This is a genomic window from Planctopirus hydrillae (genome assembly GCF_001707835.1).
GTDB classification, from domain to species: Bacteria; Planctomycetota; Planctomycetia; order Planctomycetales; family Planctomycetaceae; genus Planctopirus; species Planctopirus hydrillae.
Genome location: NZ_LYDR01000151.1, coordinates 61,651 through 76,263, shown reverse-complemented (window position 1 = coordinate 76,263; position 14,613 = coordinate 61,651). Strand labels below are relative to the sequence as shown.

The window sequence follows — 14,613 nt, the reverse complement described above, 5'->3', positions numbered from 1 at the left end:
TTTGACAAGGAAGGATGCATCATGAAGCTGTTTCAAGTCATGTCACGTACCACCGGGGTTTTCGCAACTCGACTGATCTTCGCAGGGGCTGTTGTGGCTTTGCTGGGGATTCAGGCGCAGGCTCAAAACTATGGGCCCGATGAGACCAGAGGCCGCTACGAATTCCCTGCTCATGAAAGCCGCAATAGCACCTGGCCGGATGATCGATCGGAGCGGTCACGCCCGCTGCTGGATCGCTCGGTTGATCCACGCGATGAGATGTACTGGCCGAACCCGGCGAGCAATTCGCTTTCTCGCCAGCAGATCGAAGACCGTTTGTTCGACGATCGCAGGAACTACGGAGGATTGAATGACCCTGTCCGATCCAACAACTGGCAGCCGCCGACCCGTCGGCCTTCGTCGGATCTGATCAGCGATTCCCGCTATCGTGAGCGCGATTCATTTCCCTATAGCACGCAGCCCTTTGATACCAGTCGGTATGATACGGGTGGTAGCGATAATGGCCGCTACGATAACAGTCGCTATGAAACTCGCTATCGCGAAGAGCAGTACCGTTACGATGATTCTCGGAACCTCCCGTTTGATTCGCGTTTGAATTATTCCCGTGATCGCAGCCGTGATTATCTGCCGGCAGCTCCCAGTAGCTGGGATCGGAACAGCAACTGGAACAATCGTGGCAACATGCCTCAGGATCCGCGGCTGGAACCCGCTCCTGCCACTTTGCAGAAGAATCACCCCACAATCCAGCAGTTGATTTCAAGGCGCTATCGTGATCAGAGGATCTTGCAGACTTTAAGCTCGATGTCGCCACAGGCTGCTGAATCGTTCTATCTGGAAACGGCTCAACTGATCGATGCCCGGGCCTTAGCCCCTACGGCTTATCCGGTTCGAACGGCTAAAGCGTTAGAAAACCTGTATGTCGCGGTAGATAACCAGGAGTTCGTGAATGCCAACCGGTTGCAGGTTGCTCCTCAACAGCGGGCTGCCTTTCAGCAGGCCATCTCGCAGATCGCGGGACAAGCTCAGCCACGCAACGCACAGGAAGCAATTCAGGTCATGCGACAGGTGGCACAAATGAGTCAGCAAGTCGTCGGTTTGCGTCCTCAAGTTGTCGCGATGGAGTTTACGTATGGTGCACTGGAAACACTCGATGAATACTCGACCTTCATGCCCAATGAAGTGAGTGGCGGGCCCAGTACACAATTGGGTGAAAGCCTGGTAGGGATTGGCGTAGAAATTGAAGCTCATCCACTGGGACTCAAAGTGCTCAAAGCGATTACTGGCGGCCCGGCAGCACAGGCCACCATCAAGCGAGGCGACATTATTACGATGATTGGCGGTCGATCGATTGCCGGTATGGAACTCGATGAAGCGGCGAATCTGATCAAGGGTCCGCTGGGATCGATGGTTCAGCTTCAGGTGAAACGAGGTGATTACATTGCCGATATGTCGTTGATGAGAAGCCGAGTGCAGATTCAAAGCGTGGCGGAAGTTCGTATGGAAGATCAGGTCAACAAGGTGGGGTACATCAAGCTCGACAAGTTTGCCGAAACGACCAGCCGGGAATTGGATCAGGCTTTGATGAATCTGCACCAGCAGGGGATGCAATCGCTGATTCTCGACTTGCGGGGAAACCCTGGTGGCTTATTGACCACAGCGATTGAAGTGACCAACCGGTTTTTGCCAGGTGGCACGATTGTCAGTACGAAAGGGCGTAACCAGGCGGATAACAGTCAGGAAGTGGCCAACTACCCAAATACCTGGAAAGTGCCGCTGGTGGTGCTGATCGACAACAACAGTGCCAGTGCCAGCGAGATCTTTGCAGCAGCGATTCAGGATCATCAGCGAGGAGTCGTTGTGGGTCAAAGGTCTTATGGTAAAGGTTCTGTTCAGACACAGTTTCCACTCAAGACGGTGAATGGAGGATTAAAGCTGACGACAGCCAAATTCTATGCTCCTTCGGGTCGGGAAATGGCAGGTCAGGGTGTGATTCCCGATGTCGCAGTTCCTCTGGCACAGAATGCGATGGATACGGCTGATTATGACATGCAGGCGGCTGTGAAGCTGGCCACAGACACCACGACCCGCAACATGGCCGAGACGATTGCCAGGCGCTATGCTCCACAGAACCAGTTCTTAGGGCAGGCGGGGTAGTTGAGAGTTGTGGGTGGATGGTGGGGAGTTGATGATTGGAATCAATTCGCTATCTCTGCGAGGATTCGTTGGATCTTCAATGAAGGACGACATGTAGCAATGAGAGAGCCCGGCGTGAAACTCACGCCGGGCTCTTTTCGTTCAGAGAATCAGTTCTGAGAAGACCAGTGTTGAGAGAACCGGTGTTGGCCAGGAAACCATGGCACAGGTTTCATGGAGTGACTGATTACTCGGGTTTGGCTGGTTCTGCGGGAGTCGCGGCATCGACGGCTTTGCCAGCAGCGTCCTTGACGGCTTCCACGGCTTCGCCGGTTTTTTCCTTCACGGCCTCAGCAGCTTTTTCGGTCGTTTCCTTGGCGGCTTCGGCGGCTTCACCAGCCTTTTCAACAGTTTCTTTGGCAGCTTCAGCAGCGCCATCAACAGCCTGCTTGGCACCTTCAGCAGCCTTATCAATCGTGGCGGCTGGCTTATCGGCACAACCAGCAATCAAGGCGAATCCACAGAGCAGAGCGGGGAGGGCGGCTGACATTGAAAACTTACGCATGACGGCAATCTCCGGGAAAGTTCGGTTGAGGTCATTGTCATACCCGACGAATGAGGCCTCGAACCGAGAGTAACATTCAAAGTGAAAGTTTCTGCCCACCGCCAGAGTGTTATGGAAAGGAAGCATTCCTTTGCCAACACCCTGAGGGTGAAGACCTTCCCGGCCGGTCTCACGCTGAGCATTTCAAAGCTCCGCGTACATCCTTACGACCTTGTCTCTTGAGATGGAGAGCGAACGACCACATGGTTGTACACGCGCCAACCAACTGGTGTCACCATTTGAATCTCTTCCGCAGCGATAAGTTTCGTAAAGTACGAACTTACGAAACCGGTTATGCGGGCCACGCGATCTTCGCAGGTTACGTTGAGTTTTTGCAACTCCTTGTAAGGGGATCGATGCAGCATCTGATCGATCTCTGCGGCAACATGCTGAGAAGTCTTCGTGCGCTGCGGGGATTCACCCGAAAGGCGAAGAGGGCTGATCATCGGGCGATATCCTTTATGATTGTCCATAATTGGAGATGGAATCGTCGCGAGGGAAGTCTTCATGGAGACTGACCCGGGCGACGATTCGACAACTGAAGACCTCAGACAGCCCGTAGAAACTCAGCCAAAGGAAAGAATGGCTGGAGATCTCCCTGGCCAGACTTCACCGTGACTCGAGCGATCACCGATTTACATCACAGGTTTGCGGCCTGTGAGCAGTGACACGATCGCGAGGATGAGAAAGACCACAAAGAGAACCTGTGCGATCCAGGTTGCGGTGCCGACAATCTGACTGAAACCCAGCAGACCGGCGATGATCGCAATAATGAAAAAAGTGAGCGCCCACTGCAGCATGATACACCCTCAGACAAGATCAAAAGATATCCCTGAATTCAAAATCGAATGATTGAACTCCGCAAAACTCACAGATCATTCGCAGAGGGAAATGCGAAGACAGGAGCGGTCCCAGGATCGCACCCTGATAACGCCACCGCTGGCATCGTGTTGTGAGTGAAACCTTAAAGTGCAATCGCAGTGCCAATGAGCATCTCCGCGTCAGACGAATCGACATAACTTTATGCCTGATAGATGGATACGTATTTTGATCCAAGATTACGCATGTCTGTGGACGCTGGGATCGCTTTCGAGATGAATGGTGAAGCTCCAGCAACTGGCTGATGATCGGCCTTCTGGCAGTGAATGACTGTGGTTGAGTGATCGTTCAGGAAGCAGAGTTTCTGGTCTTGGATCACTCCCAGAGACTTGTCGGAGTCAGAATTGCGAGTGGTCTGAGAATTGCTTTGAGGTTCACTCGCTGAAAAATCGTTTTCTCGGGATCAGACGAAGCCAAAATTCCCGGGAGTTTCAGGTTTCCGTGTGGACAACGATTTGTGCTGAAGGCAGTTTAAGACACGAAAGGTCTCGCCAGAACTGTCCGGTCAGTGTCATTCCTTTCGCGACGATGGAGATGGACATGTTTGAGAATCTGATTGACCTGTTTCTGTGGATTGGCTTTGGGCTCGTCGTGGGGTTGATTGCCCGCTTTTTTGTGCCGGGAAGGCAACGGCTGGGGCTCTTCCTGACGATCGGGCTCGGGATTGCCGGTTCGTTTGCAGGTGGACTTATCAACTCTGTGATCTTCGGCAGCGGCCCGGCACTTGAGCCTTCCAAGTGGATCATGTCGATTATTGGTGCGATCCTCGTGCTGTTGATTGCCGGTCAGATTAATCGAAATCGCTGATGTTTGTGTCGACTCCCGATCGTGGAACCTCGACTGGTCCCGTTGAGTTGTGATATTGATCACCTGACAAGAGATGGTTTTGGCTGTGGAACGATCTGCTCGTATTCGCGAACTTTGTCAGAGTGCTGTCGCTGCGGGAGTGCTCACCGAACCTGCACTGTTGCGAATCGAAAAATGGCTGGCAGACGACCAGTATGCAGAGTATCAGCCAGCCATTGAAGAGGATCTTGCGAAACAGAACTGGTCACAGCTCGAGGCAGCTTTCGGGACAATTCTTCCCTTTGGAACAGGTGGACGGCGAGGGGTGATGAGCCCTTACGGGACCGCCACCATCAATGGCCGAACGATTGCAGAATCGGCCTATGGACTGGCCAGTTACCTGCGGGAAGTTCTTTCACAGCGTGGAGAGGCTGAGCCTCCGTTGGTAGTCATTGCGTGTGATTCCCGGCATCGCTCGCTGGAGTTTGCCCGGTTGTCTGCCGAAGTGTGTGCGAGTGCTGGTTGCCGGGTGAAACTCTTCAAAGAACCACGGGCAACGCCTGAGCTTTCCTTTGCCGTGAGATACCTCGAAGCCGATGCGGGGATTGTGATTTCGGCTTCGCATAATCCGCCCGCAGATAATGGCTTCAAGGCTTACTGGTCGAATGGCGGGCAGATTGTGCCGCCCCATGATCGACAGATTCTTCAGCGCATTGCGAAGATTGAGTCTTTGCCTCCTCGTACGGAGCATGTGGGTGAGTCTGCACTCATCGACTTTCTGGGGAGTGACATTGACGATGCGTATCTCGAAGCTTTGGCCCGGCAATCGATTCTTCGCCTGAGTGATGAAGATCGCGCAGCCATCAGGATTCTGTACACGCCGCTGCATGGCGTGGGGAACAGTTCGGCTGGTGAAGTTTTGCGCCGGGAAGGGTTTTCGGGGACGAAACTGTTCGAATTGCAAAGCGCGCTGGATGGTGGCTTTCCTTTCGTGAAAGATCATCTTCCCAATCCTGAGCGGGATGCTGTATTTCAGGATGCCATCGAGTTTGCGAATCAAAGCCAAGCCCAGGGGCAGGGTTTTGATCTGATCATGGCGACTGATCCCGATGCTGATCGATTGCGGGTGGCTGTGCGCGATCATTCCAGCAGCCAGAAAATTAAGCCCTGGATTCTCCTTTCGGGGAATCAGCTCGGCGCCTTGCTGGTCGATTTTGCATTGTCGTATCGCGACTGGCCCCCGGATGCTTATGTTGTGCAGACGATGGTGACGTCTCCGTTGATCAGCCGGATTGCAAAAACGAAGGGAGTGCGAGTGATCGATAAACTCCCGGTTGGTTTCAAGTACATTGGCGAGACAATTGATGCTGAAGGCCCGGCGGGCTTCGTGTTTGGAGCCGAGGAATCGCTGGGGTATCTGGCGGGGAATTACGCCCGCGATAAAGACGCAGCTTTAGCCACGTTATGGACTGCCGAACTGGCGGCCATGTTGAAAGCCCGGGGCGAGACTTTACTGGATCGTTTGCAACAAATCTACAAAATCCATGGGCTGGATGTGGAATCGCTCTGGCCGATACGGCAGTTTGCAGACAGCGCGCAGCCTCAAGAGGCAAGCCCATCAGCGGCTCATCAGGTGGTGGAGCAGATTCGATTACGCATGCAGCATTTGAGACTGAAGCCACCTGTCCGTCAAGCAGCCTGTGAATACGACGAGGATGTTTCGTGGCAACAAATGGACGATCTGCTGGAACGCCGGACATGGGAAGCACAAGCGGCGTCAAGTCCACAAACAGTTGCCAGCTTGGAAGCTGGTGATGCTCGACCACTGGCGGAGCCTTATCCCGTGGCTGACATGTGCTGGCTGTTTGGCCATACGATCGAGGGTGCCGAAGTCGCACTGGCTTTGCGGCCATCGGGGACGGAACCTTTATTGAAGGTTTATCTCTTCAGCCGGTTGGCCCCGGAGTTGTGGGCCGGAGAAGATCCCCTGGAGCGGCGTGAGGTGGAGGCCAGGCGACATGCCCGGATGGTGGAAAAGTTTCTGGCGGAACATTTTCAACCACCAGCCGTATCGATGACCCATGGTGATGTTCAGGGCTCTCGATGAGCGACGAATCTCCTCAGACTGCCTGCGTCGATTCGAAAAAGTTCCCGCAGGTTCGCCCGCGCGTGCTGTTTGCACTCGTGTCGTTTCATCCCGGTGGAGCTGAGCGGCAGACGATTGAACTGATCCGCCATCTGGATCGAACACTGTTCGAGCCACTGATTGTCGTGCTCGATGGCACCGGCCCACTCCGCGGCGCTGTGCCGGAGGATGTGCGGGTGATAGAACTGGCCCCCATCGTGCAGAACCATCGGCTCAGTCGCTGGCTGGGAAGACTGCCAGGATGCGGCCGGTTATCCCGCTGGCTGGCTTATAATCAACTGTTGCTGCATGAAAAGATCGATGTCGTTTATCAGCGAGTCTATAACCTGACGCTGGATCTTTCGTGGCCGACGTGGTGGAGACTGATTCCGCGAGTTTCGGTCTGTGTGGGGGATCAACAGGCAGAAATTGAACGCTATGCGAAAATTCATCCGTGGGTGTCGTGGCGTTTTGCGAGATGGGCTTATCGCACGGCGGATGTCATAGCTGCCAATTCCAACGAACTGAGAGACCAGGTTGCCCGCCAATTGCACCTGCCCGCCGAAGAGATGGTGGTGCTCGTCAACGGGATCGATATCGAGCAGATCACAGAACTCTCCCGGCAGGATATCCCCTTACCAGAGATTGCTTCTGCCTCGACAGCGGGGCATGCAGAGCCACTCAAAATCCTGACTGTGGGGCGTATAGACGAAGCGAAGGGATATCTGGATCTTGCTCAGGCACTCATCGATGTGGCCAGACGACATCCATCGAAACCGATGATCTGGTCAATCGTTGGGACAGGCCCGCTGCAGGAACGACTGCAACAACTGGCGAAGGAGTTTCCTCAGAATTTGACACTTTCCTGTTGGGGATCGCTGTCGAATCCGTTTCCCAGTTACCGCTGGGCCGATCTGTTTGTTTTGCCTTCGCATAGCGAAGGTTCACCCAATGTGTTGCTGGAAGCGATGGCACTGGGCTGCCCGGTGATCAGCACCAACTGCCCATGCGGCCCGCAAGAGATTCTGGAAGGTGGTGAATACGGCCATCTCGTTGAGCCGCATGCCCCTGATCAACTGGCCCAGGCGATGGAAGAGTTTCTTAACGACCCGGCACCTGCGCGAGCGCTTTCGATACGAGCCCAGGAACACGTGGCCACAAAGTATTCGATTCAAATGGCCACACGCCGGTTGGAGGCCGTCTTATGGAAACTGATCGATGATCAACAGGCTTGAAAGGCGTAAAGACCACGCCCTTTCGCTGCATTTTGGTTTTGGGCCTCCTGGGCGTTCCACCCAAAAGCTTACCACGCGAGATTAAGTCAAGTGTGGCGGCAGGACATGCATGGCGCGGCTTCTTGTTGTCGTGGAACTGCACGACAACCCGGCCACAAGCTGGCCGGGCCACCCGTTATCACCTTTGTTGTCGTGACGATGCGCCGTGATTCGTGCTTACTTGACCTTCAGCCTGAGCTGCTGAACTTCGCCAGGACCGTGAGCGTGATCGTGACCTGTGTGATCGTGACCGGCGTGGTTGTGGCTGTCGTGATTGCCGTGTGAGTGAGCCGGTTCGAGGAAGCCGATCCCCCAGGCGGCAATGGTTCCTGCGATGAGCAGAGACGTCAGTTGCCAGCGATCATGGGAATGAAACTGCACTTCGGGGAGCAGGTCAGCCAGGGCAATGCACAGGAAAGATCCTGCAGAAAATGCCAGCGCACAACCGACGATCAAAGCCTGCTGGCCTTGAAGCTGTTCCACTCCCAGTACGAACAAAAGGGCACCGGCCGGACACATGAGTGCATAACCAAAGTTGACCAGATTTCGCCACCTGGTAGGGCTGCCTGCCGCCAGCATGAGCGAAGTGATCGAGAGGGAATCGAGTGGTTTGTGCAGAGCAATGGCGAGAAAGGTTCCCAACCCGAAGAGAGAACCTGCCGGAAGATGCAACTGATCCGTTTTGACGGCAGCAGCGAGCGCCATGCCATCGACGAGCGTGTGAATGACCAGGCCGAAGGTCATGGCGACCCAACTGAGATCGTGCGCGGCCGGAGGAACAGGAGCCTGAGTTGCCGAGCTGGAGGTTGGATCCAGCACTGGAAGTAACGTATCCGCCACGACGGCTGAAGAGACAATCGGCAGGAGATTTTGATCAGCGTACTGAGAGTCGGGAGCGTTGGCAGCCGATGTCACGTGAGGATCGAGACTGTGGGAGTGAGACTGGCAGTGGGCATGATCATGAGCATGGTCGTGACTGTGCCCATGGTCGTGATTGTGAGAGTGATCATGAGAATGACCATGGTCGTGTGCATGTCCGGCGTCGTCTTCCCCGTGTGAATGCGAGTGGAAGTGGAAAACCCGCAGCATCACGAACATGGCCACCAGGCCAATGACGACCCAGAGCATCGTCAGATCGACAGGGTTTTTGACGCCGCCATCACCCAGAGCATGAATCGCATGGGGCACCTGATGGAACAAAGCGACGCCAACAATGAAACCACCCACACCACTGATGATGCGTTGTAAGCGCTGGTGGGTAATTCGCATCAATGATGGGAGCCAGCCACCCAGAAGTGAACTGCAGGCGACCAGCACACACCAGATGATGAGAACTGCAGAAATACCACTCCCTGCCACAGCCAGAGAGTTTCCCTGCCACCCCAGACTGCTCAAGCCAAACCACAGCGACATCAGAACTCTCCCCCGCGGATGAAGGATCCAGCCGATTGCTGATTCATCCGGGGGAAAGTTTCGTCCTCACGTAAAATTTATGCAACTTCACAATGAGTTCTAATGAATGTTTACTGAAAAAACCTTGGGCTGAGTCAAAACTCAACTGCTTGAGGCTGCAAGCGAGGCGTTGACATCAGGCCACAATCCAGGCTTTGGCTTCTTCCAGCTTGGAGATATCAAAGTACTTGATTGAAGCTCCTGTGAATGGTTTGCAGAAGGCGGCCATTCCTTCTTCCCATTTGCTTTCGCCGACAATCGCGAGCTTTTCGATATCTTTGCCGTGCTTGAAATCGAACTTGATGTCTTGCCACAAGGCGCCCATGGTCCAGCCATGGAAGTCGTGCATTTCGAAGAGCAATCGCAGTTTGCCGTGCTCCGCGACCATCTTTTCGACCATTGGAACGAACTGCTCATAGGCGGCGGCATCGAGTTTACCTGTCACGCGTACAATCAGCAGATTGCCAGACCCAACCAGTTCGACGGCATTGACCATGATCACTTCCCTTTTCGAAACGACAAATCCAGCTTTGACCTTCTGACACCAGTCTCAAACCGGCGTCAAACGATCTTTATCAGTTCTCTGCAAAGTACACCACCGAGCCAGAATGTGCACATGAATTCTCGATAAGCTTGTGCCGCGAAAAAGCGACGAAACGTAAATGACAAGTCGCGAGTAAACTGTGGTTAAACTGTGATGATTGTTTCACGCGGGAGGGTTGACGATGTCGCGACTGATGACGGGAATGGCTTATGTGATCACGGTCGTGACAATGATCCTGGGTGGGGGAGATTTCCATCGATTGCTAGGGGCTGAGACGGCTGCCGACATTCTGGCAGAAGCGGGGAAAAAGGCTCGATTTCAAGAGGGTATCGCCCGGCTGCATGCCCAATTAGAACAGAAACCCGAAGATGCCGAAGTGCGTTTTGCGATGGGTTTGCTGCAGTTTCTGGGGGCAGTCGATGAGTTTGCAGCCAGCCAATACCACTATGGAGCAGGTGGAGGAACTGCTCGAAGTTTGAGTTTGCCCTTTTTTCGAGGCATTCCTGAGAATCCGCAACCTGCCCCGGTGACCTTTGCTCAAACGCAGGAGATTTTCTCGATACTCGGGCAGCAGATAGCAGTGGCGGAGAAGACTTTAGCCGGGCTGGAGACAAAGCGCGTGAAACTTCCTTTCCGACCGGGCCAGGTCTCGCTCGACTTCAATCGAGATGGAAAAGTGGGGAATGATGAATCGTTCTGGCAACTCCTTTCGGCAGTGAATCCGGCAATACGAGATATTCCTGCCGACAAGTTTCTCGTGCAGATTGATGAAGGGGATGCCGTCTGGTTGCGAGGGTATTGCCACTTCCTGATGGCGATCTGTGATCTGTCAGCCGCCTATAACACGAAGGAAATGTTCGAGCGGGCGGGCCACATGATTTATGCCAAACCCGTGACGCCTTACCCCTGGAATCAGGAACCGGAACCCAACGCAAATGGCGGTTTTTCGTTCTCTCGAATTGCCGACCTGATTGCGATGATTCATCTGGTAAATTTTGAATTGGTCGATGCCAACCAGATGGCCAGTGCGCATGCTCACCTGTTGGAGATGGTGCGGCTGAGCCGGATCTGCTGGAAGCTTTATGAGGCTGAAACTGATGATGATGCCGAGTGGATTCCGAATGATCGTCAGCAGAATGTCGTCATTGGTTTGAGGGTCTCGCGCGAGCTGATCACGGGTTGGCATCAAGCGCTGGATGAGATCGAGGCGATTCTGCTGGGAAAGAAACTGATTCCGTTCTGGCGCGGAAGCCTGGTCAATTCTAGTGGTGTCAAGGGGCGGGGAGTGAATCTGGCCAAAGTGTTTCTGAAGCCGGAGCGTTTTGACATGGTGCTGTGGATTTCAGGAACGGGGGCGGCTCCCTTTATCGAAGAAGGGCCACTTTCTACAGCGGCCAGCTGGAACGAATTGCAGCGAGTTTTTGGCGGGCAGTTTTTTGGTTTTGCGGTGTGGTTCAACTGATCTGTCTGGTGCATCCATCGATCTGGTGCAATTGGTCTGGGCAGCAGGCACGAATAGAAGGTACCCGGGGAATCGAAAAAGCCGCGCAGGAAACAGCCACCCTCTCCCACGCAGACGCGGGCGAGAGTTTTTGAGCGAAACATGCGCATGACGAGGCTGCCTGTCGTCCTGCGGACAACTTGAAGAATAGAGAAAGCCGGGAAGATTGCGTCAGTGACCCAGTTGGCTGATTTTTTCCAGCCAGAGTTCCCATTCCTCGCGAGTGAGGCTTGAACCCAGGTTATCGAAGGCACTGTCGGGAATCTGCTTCTGCCGGAGGATGACCCGCCCCTGTTCGAGCATGCTGCGGGCTTCGGCAGGTTTCCCCATGCGGCGATAAGCCTCCGCCATTTGGAGAAATGCCGAAAGGACCTGCGGGTTATTGCGATATCGATTGATCGCAGTGTTGTACGCCATGATGGCGTCTTTATCTCGACGGAGTTCAAAGAGCTGATGCCCGACATCAAAAGCCGTATTGGCCAGAATCGCTTCGTGCAGCGTGTTTAACCCTGTCTGATTGGCCTGCTTATTTAAAGTGTCGCGCAGCTTGACGAGATTATCGAGAGATTGCTCATCGAGAATCTTCTGCTGCTCGGCCAGACGGAGCTTGACGGCTTCAGCCAGTGGGGATTTCAAGGCATTGCGGATCAGCCGGGCCTGTTCCCGCTGGGAACGGGCGAGTTGATACATGGCCTGCACTTCCGAGGGATCATTCGGATAACGTGCCAGGAATTCTGTCAGGCGGGAGGAAGCTTCAATTTGAACGGCGCGAATGCTGTCGATCCCGGCATCTGGAATGTAAGTTCCTGGCAAGTCACTGGTATTTGACGAGACGGAAACTGTTTGAGCCGGGGTGGGTGAATTTCCTTTCGCCCCTTTTTTGTCGGCATCCTGCCGCAAGAGGATCCCACGATCCACCAGCAGACAGCCGAGTCTGAGAAGTGCTTCATTCCATTCAGCAGCCTCAGGTGTCAGAGTTTCTGAGGCCAGAATGGTACGCCATTGAGTCTCGGCACGGAAGAGATCTCCTTTTTCGGTAAAGGCTTTAGCCAGTCGTACCTGCGCTTTGTAGCTGGAAGGATCGGAGGGGAATTTCTGCTGGACAGATTCGAGAATGGGAATGGCCTCATCGAGTCGATCCAGATCCATCATGAGACCCGCCTTGCGAACGAGTGCCGTCGCCAGCATTTCGCGCGGGAGGGTCGCCAGATATTCATCCACACGCTCGAGTGCAGACTTGTAATCTGCGGCGGCGATGGAATCCGAAGAGCTTTCCCAGAGATCTTCGGGATACCTGAAGTTCATCTTGCGAGTTTGTGCCAACTGATACCAGGCGCGAGCGCTGGCTTTCCAACGACTTCGCACCTGTGCCAGCTTCGGTGGCTTGAGTGATTCTGGCAACTGGTCGTATTCCTCCTGCTGAGTCATGGCCCAGGCACGGGTGGTATTAGCGACCAGTTCGGCGGTTTCGACTCGATCAAAAAGTGGGGGCAGCGATTCTGCCAGGGCCAGAGCCTCTGCATACTTGCCATTTTCTACCCAGAGTTTCCACGCATTCCGCAGACGATCGCGGAAGGCTGTCTGGCTCAGCCAGCGGTTGTGATAATCTTCCAGCCGGACAATGGTGCGAACAGCACCGATATAGAGCTCGATGGCCCGTTCGGTGTTCCCCTCGAGACGATGAATATCGGCCATATCAATCATCCCGACCACGGCTTCTTCGGTACCGACAAATCGCACCAGCAGATCGCGTAGTCGCTTCATCCCCTGGCCACGCAGGGCTAGCTGTTCATTGAGAGCCGTCTCGACTGACGATTGTTCGAGAGCACAACGAGCCAGGAGATAAAGAGCCGTACTGACATGCCGGAGGTTGGGACGCTTCCCTTCTGTCAGTGGCAATAGATGCTTTTCTGCTTCGGCGAACTTGCGCTTGGCCATGGCCAGGCGAGCTTCCTGAATGGCCAGACCATCGGGATCTGTCGAAGAGTTCCTCGCCAGTTGCATAGCCGCTTCGGCTTCGAGAGTCCGTTCGAGTGCCAGCAGGACATCGGCACGTCTTAATAAAAGCATTGTGCGATCTTCCGGAGAAAGTTTCTGGCCTTCGAGCAGATGGGCCAGACGCTTCAGATCTCCTTCAAGCATGGGCAGGCTGGCATAAGGATCGATAAACGGAGGTTCTTCCGGCTCGGCTTCAGCGGCGTCATCCCCATGTCCTGCATTGTCGCCATGTCCTGTACTGTGGCCATGGCCTTCCGACTCTTTGGAGCTCTGTTTCTCGCTGTGCCCAGTTCCATGTCCAGTGCCATGATCTGCAGCGGGTTTTGTTTTGGCAGCAGGAGGATGAGCATTGCCGTGGCCCGCTGCTGCAGGCTCGTGCGAATGACTTTTTTCGGAAGCATGCGGATCGTGTGTGTCGGCATGAGTCTCCTGGGAGTGGGCATCAGCAGCGTGGGGCTGTGATGCATGAGCTTCCGCAGTAGGGGATGGTGCTGGTGGTGCGACACGATTGATATCGACCAAAGAAAGATCGAGCGCGCAAAGCGTATCGACAGCCTGGGGTTGAAAAGCGTTTTCGATGGTCGAGAGCTGAACCAGCCAGGGGCGGGCTTCTTCAATAGCACCCGTGCGGTAGAGCGATTGAGCCATGGCATTCTGCCAGGTCGGGTTCTTTCTGATTTCGGGCTCGCGGGATTGAGCATCCCGCAAAAAAGCAATCGCCGATGCCAGTCTGGGTAACTCCATCTCTTTTTCGGAGTTCCGTGCTTCCTGGTATCCCAGCAGACCCTGGGCATAAGCCATCCGACCCGGTGCCTCGGCATCCAGAAACTGTGATTCGATCAGTGGCTGGAGCAGCTCGGTCGCTTCTTCAAAATGACCTTCCTCTAACAACTTGACCGCATTCGCCAGATGGATCGCTTCGGTCGATTCGCCAGGAAAGAGCCACCAGCAGACCAGTGCCAGCAGAAGAATCCCTCCCGACAAACCAGCACCTAGAATCGCCAGCCTTTTGGGAAGACCCAGAATTTTCCCGGCCGATTTTGCGGACTGCTCATGGCCTTCTTTTTTGCCATGCTGACCATGGGCATCGGCAGTCGAGGAGTGCGTGGCCATGGGAGCCGTTTCGTGGTCTGGTAAAATGGCAGGGCGAAGAAATTTGCACCTGTTCTTATCATCCACCTCGAAAAGTGAGTCAATGCCAGTTCGGCGTGTCGCCACTGGTCCTGATTCATGCCTTAATGGGAAACAGCCCTGCGTGATTCCTGCAAATCACCCGGTTTTGCTCCCCGACTATCACTTTGTCGCCCGAAGTGCACC

11 protein-coding genes are annotated in these 14,613 nt (G+C 54.4%); 5 read left to right on the top strand and 6 right to left on the bottom strand.

The window, feature by feature from the left end; all coding sequences use genetic code 11:
• The first annotated feature begins 21 nt into the window (after nucleotides 1-21).
• The gene (locus A6X21_RS18815) at nucleotides 22-2,154 is read left to right on the top strand and encodes a S41 family peptidase (protein ID WP_165603864.1); all 2,133 of its coding nucleotides are present in this window, start codon (nucleotides 22-24) and stop codon (nucleotides 2,152-2,154) included.
• A gap of 226 nt (nucleotides 2,155-2,380) precedes the next feature.
• Here A6X21_RS18815 and A6X21_RS18810 read toward each other — a convergent pair whose 3' ends face one another.
• The 3 genes from A6X21_RS18810 to A6X21_RS18800 all read right to left on the bottom strand — a co-directional run bounded on the left by A6X21_RS18810 (nucleotide 2,381) and on the right by A6X21_RS18800 (nucleotide 3,537).
• A complete protein-coding gene (locus A6X21_RS18810) occupies nucleotides 2,381-2,698 on the bottom strand; it encodes a hypothetical protein (protein WP_083233735.1) in 318 nt (105 codons plus the stop codon).
• Between the two features lie 203 nt (nucleotides 2,699-2,901).
• On the bottom strand, nucleotides 2,902-3,183 hold the full coding sequence (locus A6X21_RS18805) for a BON domain-containing protein (protein ID WP_131818440.1): 282 nt from the start codon (nucleotides 3,181-3,183) through the stop codon (nucleotides 2,902-2,904).
• A gap of 189 nt (nucleotides 3,184-3,372) precedes the next feature.
• Entirely contained in the window at nucleotides 3,373-3,537 is a 165-nt protein-coding gene (locus tag A6X21_RS18800; protein WP_068851138.1) for a DUF1328 domain-containing protein, read from the bottom strand.
• 619 nt (nucleotides 3,538-4,156) lie between these two features.
• Between A6X21_RS18800 and A6X21_RS18795 the strand changes: the two genes are divergently transcribed.
• The 3 genes from A6X21_RS18795 (at nucleotide 4,157) to A6X21_RS18785 (ending at nucleotide 7,762) form a co-directional block, all read left to right on the top strand.
• Entirely contained in the window at nucleotides 4,157-4,423 is a 267-nt protein-coding gene (locus A6X21_RS18795; RefSeq protein ID WP_068851135.1) for a GlsB/YeaQ/YmgE family stress response membrane protein, read from the top strand.
• 85 nt (nucleotides 4,424-4,508) lie between these two features.
• The gene (locus A6X21_RS18790; protein WP_240490327.1) at nucleotides 4,509-6,509 is read left to right on the top strand and encodes a phospho-sugar mutase; all 2,001 of its coding nucleotides are present in this window, start codon (nucleotides 4,509-4,511) and stop codon (nucleotides 6,507-6,509) included.
• Nucleotides 6,506-7,762 (top strand): glycosyltransferase, encoded by a 1,257-nt coding sequence (locus tag A6X21_RS18785; RefSeq protein WP_068851129.1) that lies wholly within the window; start codon nucleotides 6,506-6,508, stop codon nucleotides 7,760-7,762. Before A6X21_RS18790 ends, A6X21_RS18785 begins: the two co-directional genes overlap by 4 nt.
• Before the next feature lie 216 nt (nucleotides 7,763-7,978).
• On the opposite strand, the gene A6X21_RS18780 is transcribed toward A6X21_RS18785, so the two are convergent.
• The gene (locus A6X21_RS18780) at nucleotides 7,979-9,214 is read right to left on the bottom strand and encodes a ZIP family metal transporter (RefSeq protein ID WP_068851126.1); all 1,236 of its coding nucleotides are present in this window, start codon (nucleotides 9,212-9,214) and stop codon (nucleotides 7,979-7,981) included.
• A 175-nt stretch (nucleotides 9,215-9,389) separates the two neighbouring features.
• Nucleotides 9,390-9,749 (bottom strand): SpoIIAA family protein, encoded by a 360-nt coding sequence (locus A6X21_RS18775; protein WP_013111724.1) that lies wholly within the window; start codon nucleotides 9,747-9,749, stop codon nucleotides 9,390-9,392.
• A 229-nt stretch (nucleotides 9,750-9,978) separates the two neighbouring features.
• On the opposite strand from A6X21_RS18775, the gene A6X21_RS18770 reads away from it, so the two are divergent.
• On the top strand, nucleotides 9,979-11,259 hold the full coding sequence (locus A6X21_RS18770; RefSeq protein WP_068851123.1) for a hypothetical protein: 1,281 nt from the start codon (nucleotides 9,979-9,981) through the stop codon (nucleotides 11,257-11,259).
• 210 nt (nucleotides 11,260-11,469) lie between these two features.
• Here the strand turns inward: A6X21_RS18770 and A6X21_RS18765 are convergent, their stop codons facing one another.
• The gene (locus tag A6X21_RS18765) at nucleotides 11,470-14,409 is read right to left on the bottom strand and encodes a tetratricopeptide repeat protein (protein ID WP_131818439.1); all 2,940 of its coding nucleotides are present in this window, start codon (nucleotides 14,407-14,409) and stop codon (nucleotides 11,470-11,472) included.
• Nucleotides 14,410-14,613: the final 204 nt, after the last annotated feature.

Coding starts and splice junctions, on each gene's coding strand:
- A6X21_RS18815 (WP_165603864.1), top strand. CDS start 22: ATGAAGCTGTTTCAAGTCATGTCACGTACCACCGGGGTTTTCGCAACT.
- A6X21_RS18810 (WP_083233735.1), bottom strand. CDS start 2,698: ATGCGTAAGTTTTCAATGTCAGCCGCCCTCCCCGCTCTGCTCTGTGGA.
- A6X21_RS18805 (WP_131818440.1), bottom strand. CDS start 3,183: ATGATCAGCCCTCTTCGCCTTTCGGGTGAATCCCCGCAGCGCACGAAG.
- A6X21_RS18800 (WP_068851138.1), bottom strand. CDS start 3,537: ATGCTGCAGTGGGCGCTCACTTTTTTCATTATTGCGATCATCGCCGGT.
- A6X21_RS18795 (WP_068851135.1), top strand. CDS start 4,157: ATGTTTGAGAATCTGATTGACCTGTTTCTGTGGATTGGCTTTGGGCTC.
- A6X21_RS18785 (WP_068851129.1), top strand. CDS start 6,506: ATGAGCGACGAATCTCCTCAGACTGCCTGCGTCGATTCGAAAAAGTTC.
- A6X21_RS18780 (WP_068851126.1), bottom strand. CDS start 9,214: ATGTCGCTGTGGTTTGGCTTGAGCAGTCTGGGGTGGCAGGGAAACTCT.
- A6X21_RS18775 (WP_013111724.1), bottom strand. CDS start 9,749: ATGGTCAATGCCGTCGAACTGGTTGGGTCTGGCAATCTGCTGATTGTA.
- A6X21_RS18770 (WP_068851123.1), top strand. CDS start 9,979: ATGTCGCGACTGATGACGGGAATGGCTTATGTGATCACGGTCGTGACA.
- A6X21_RS18765 (WP_131818439.1), bottom strand. CDS start 14,409: ATGGCCACGCACTCCTCGACTGCCGATGCCCATGGTCAGCATGGCAAA.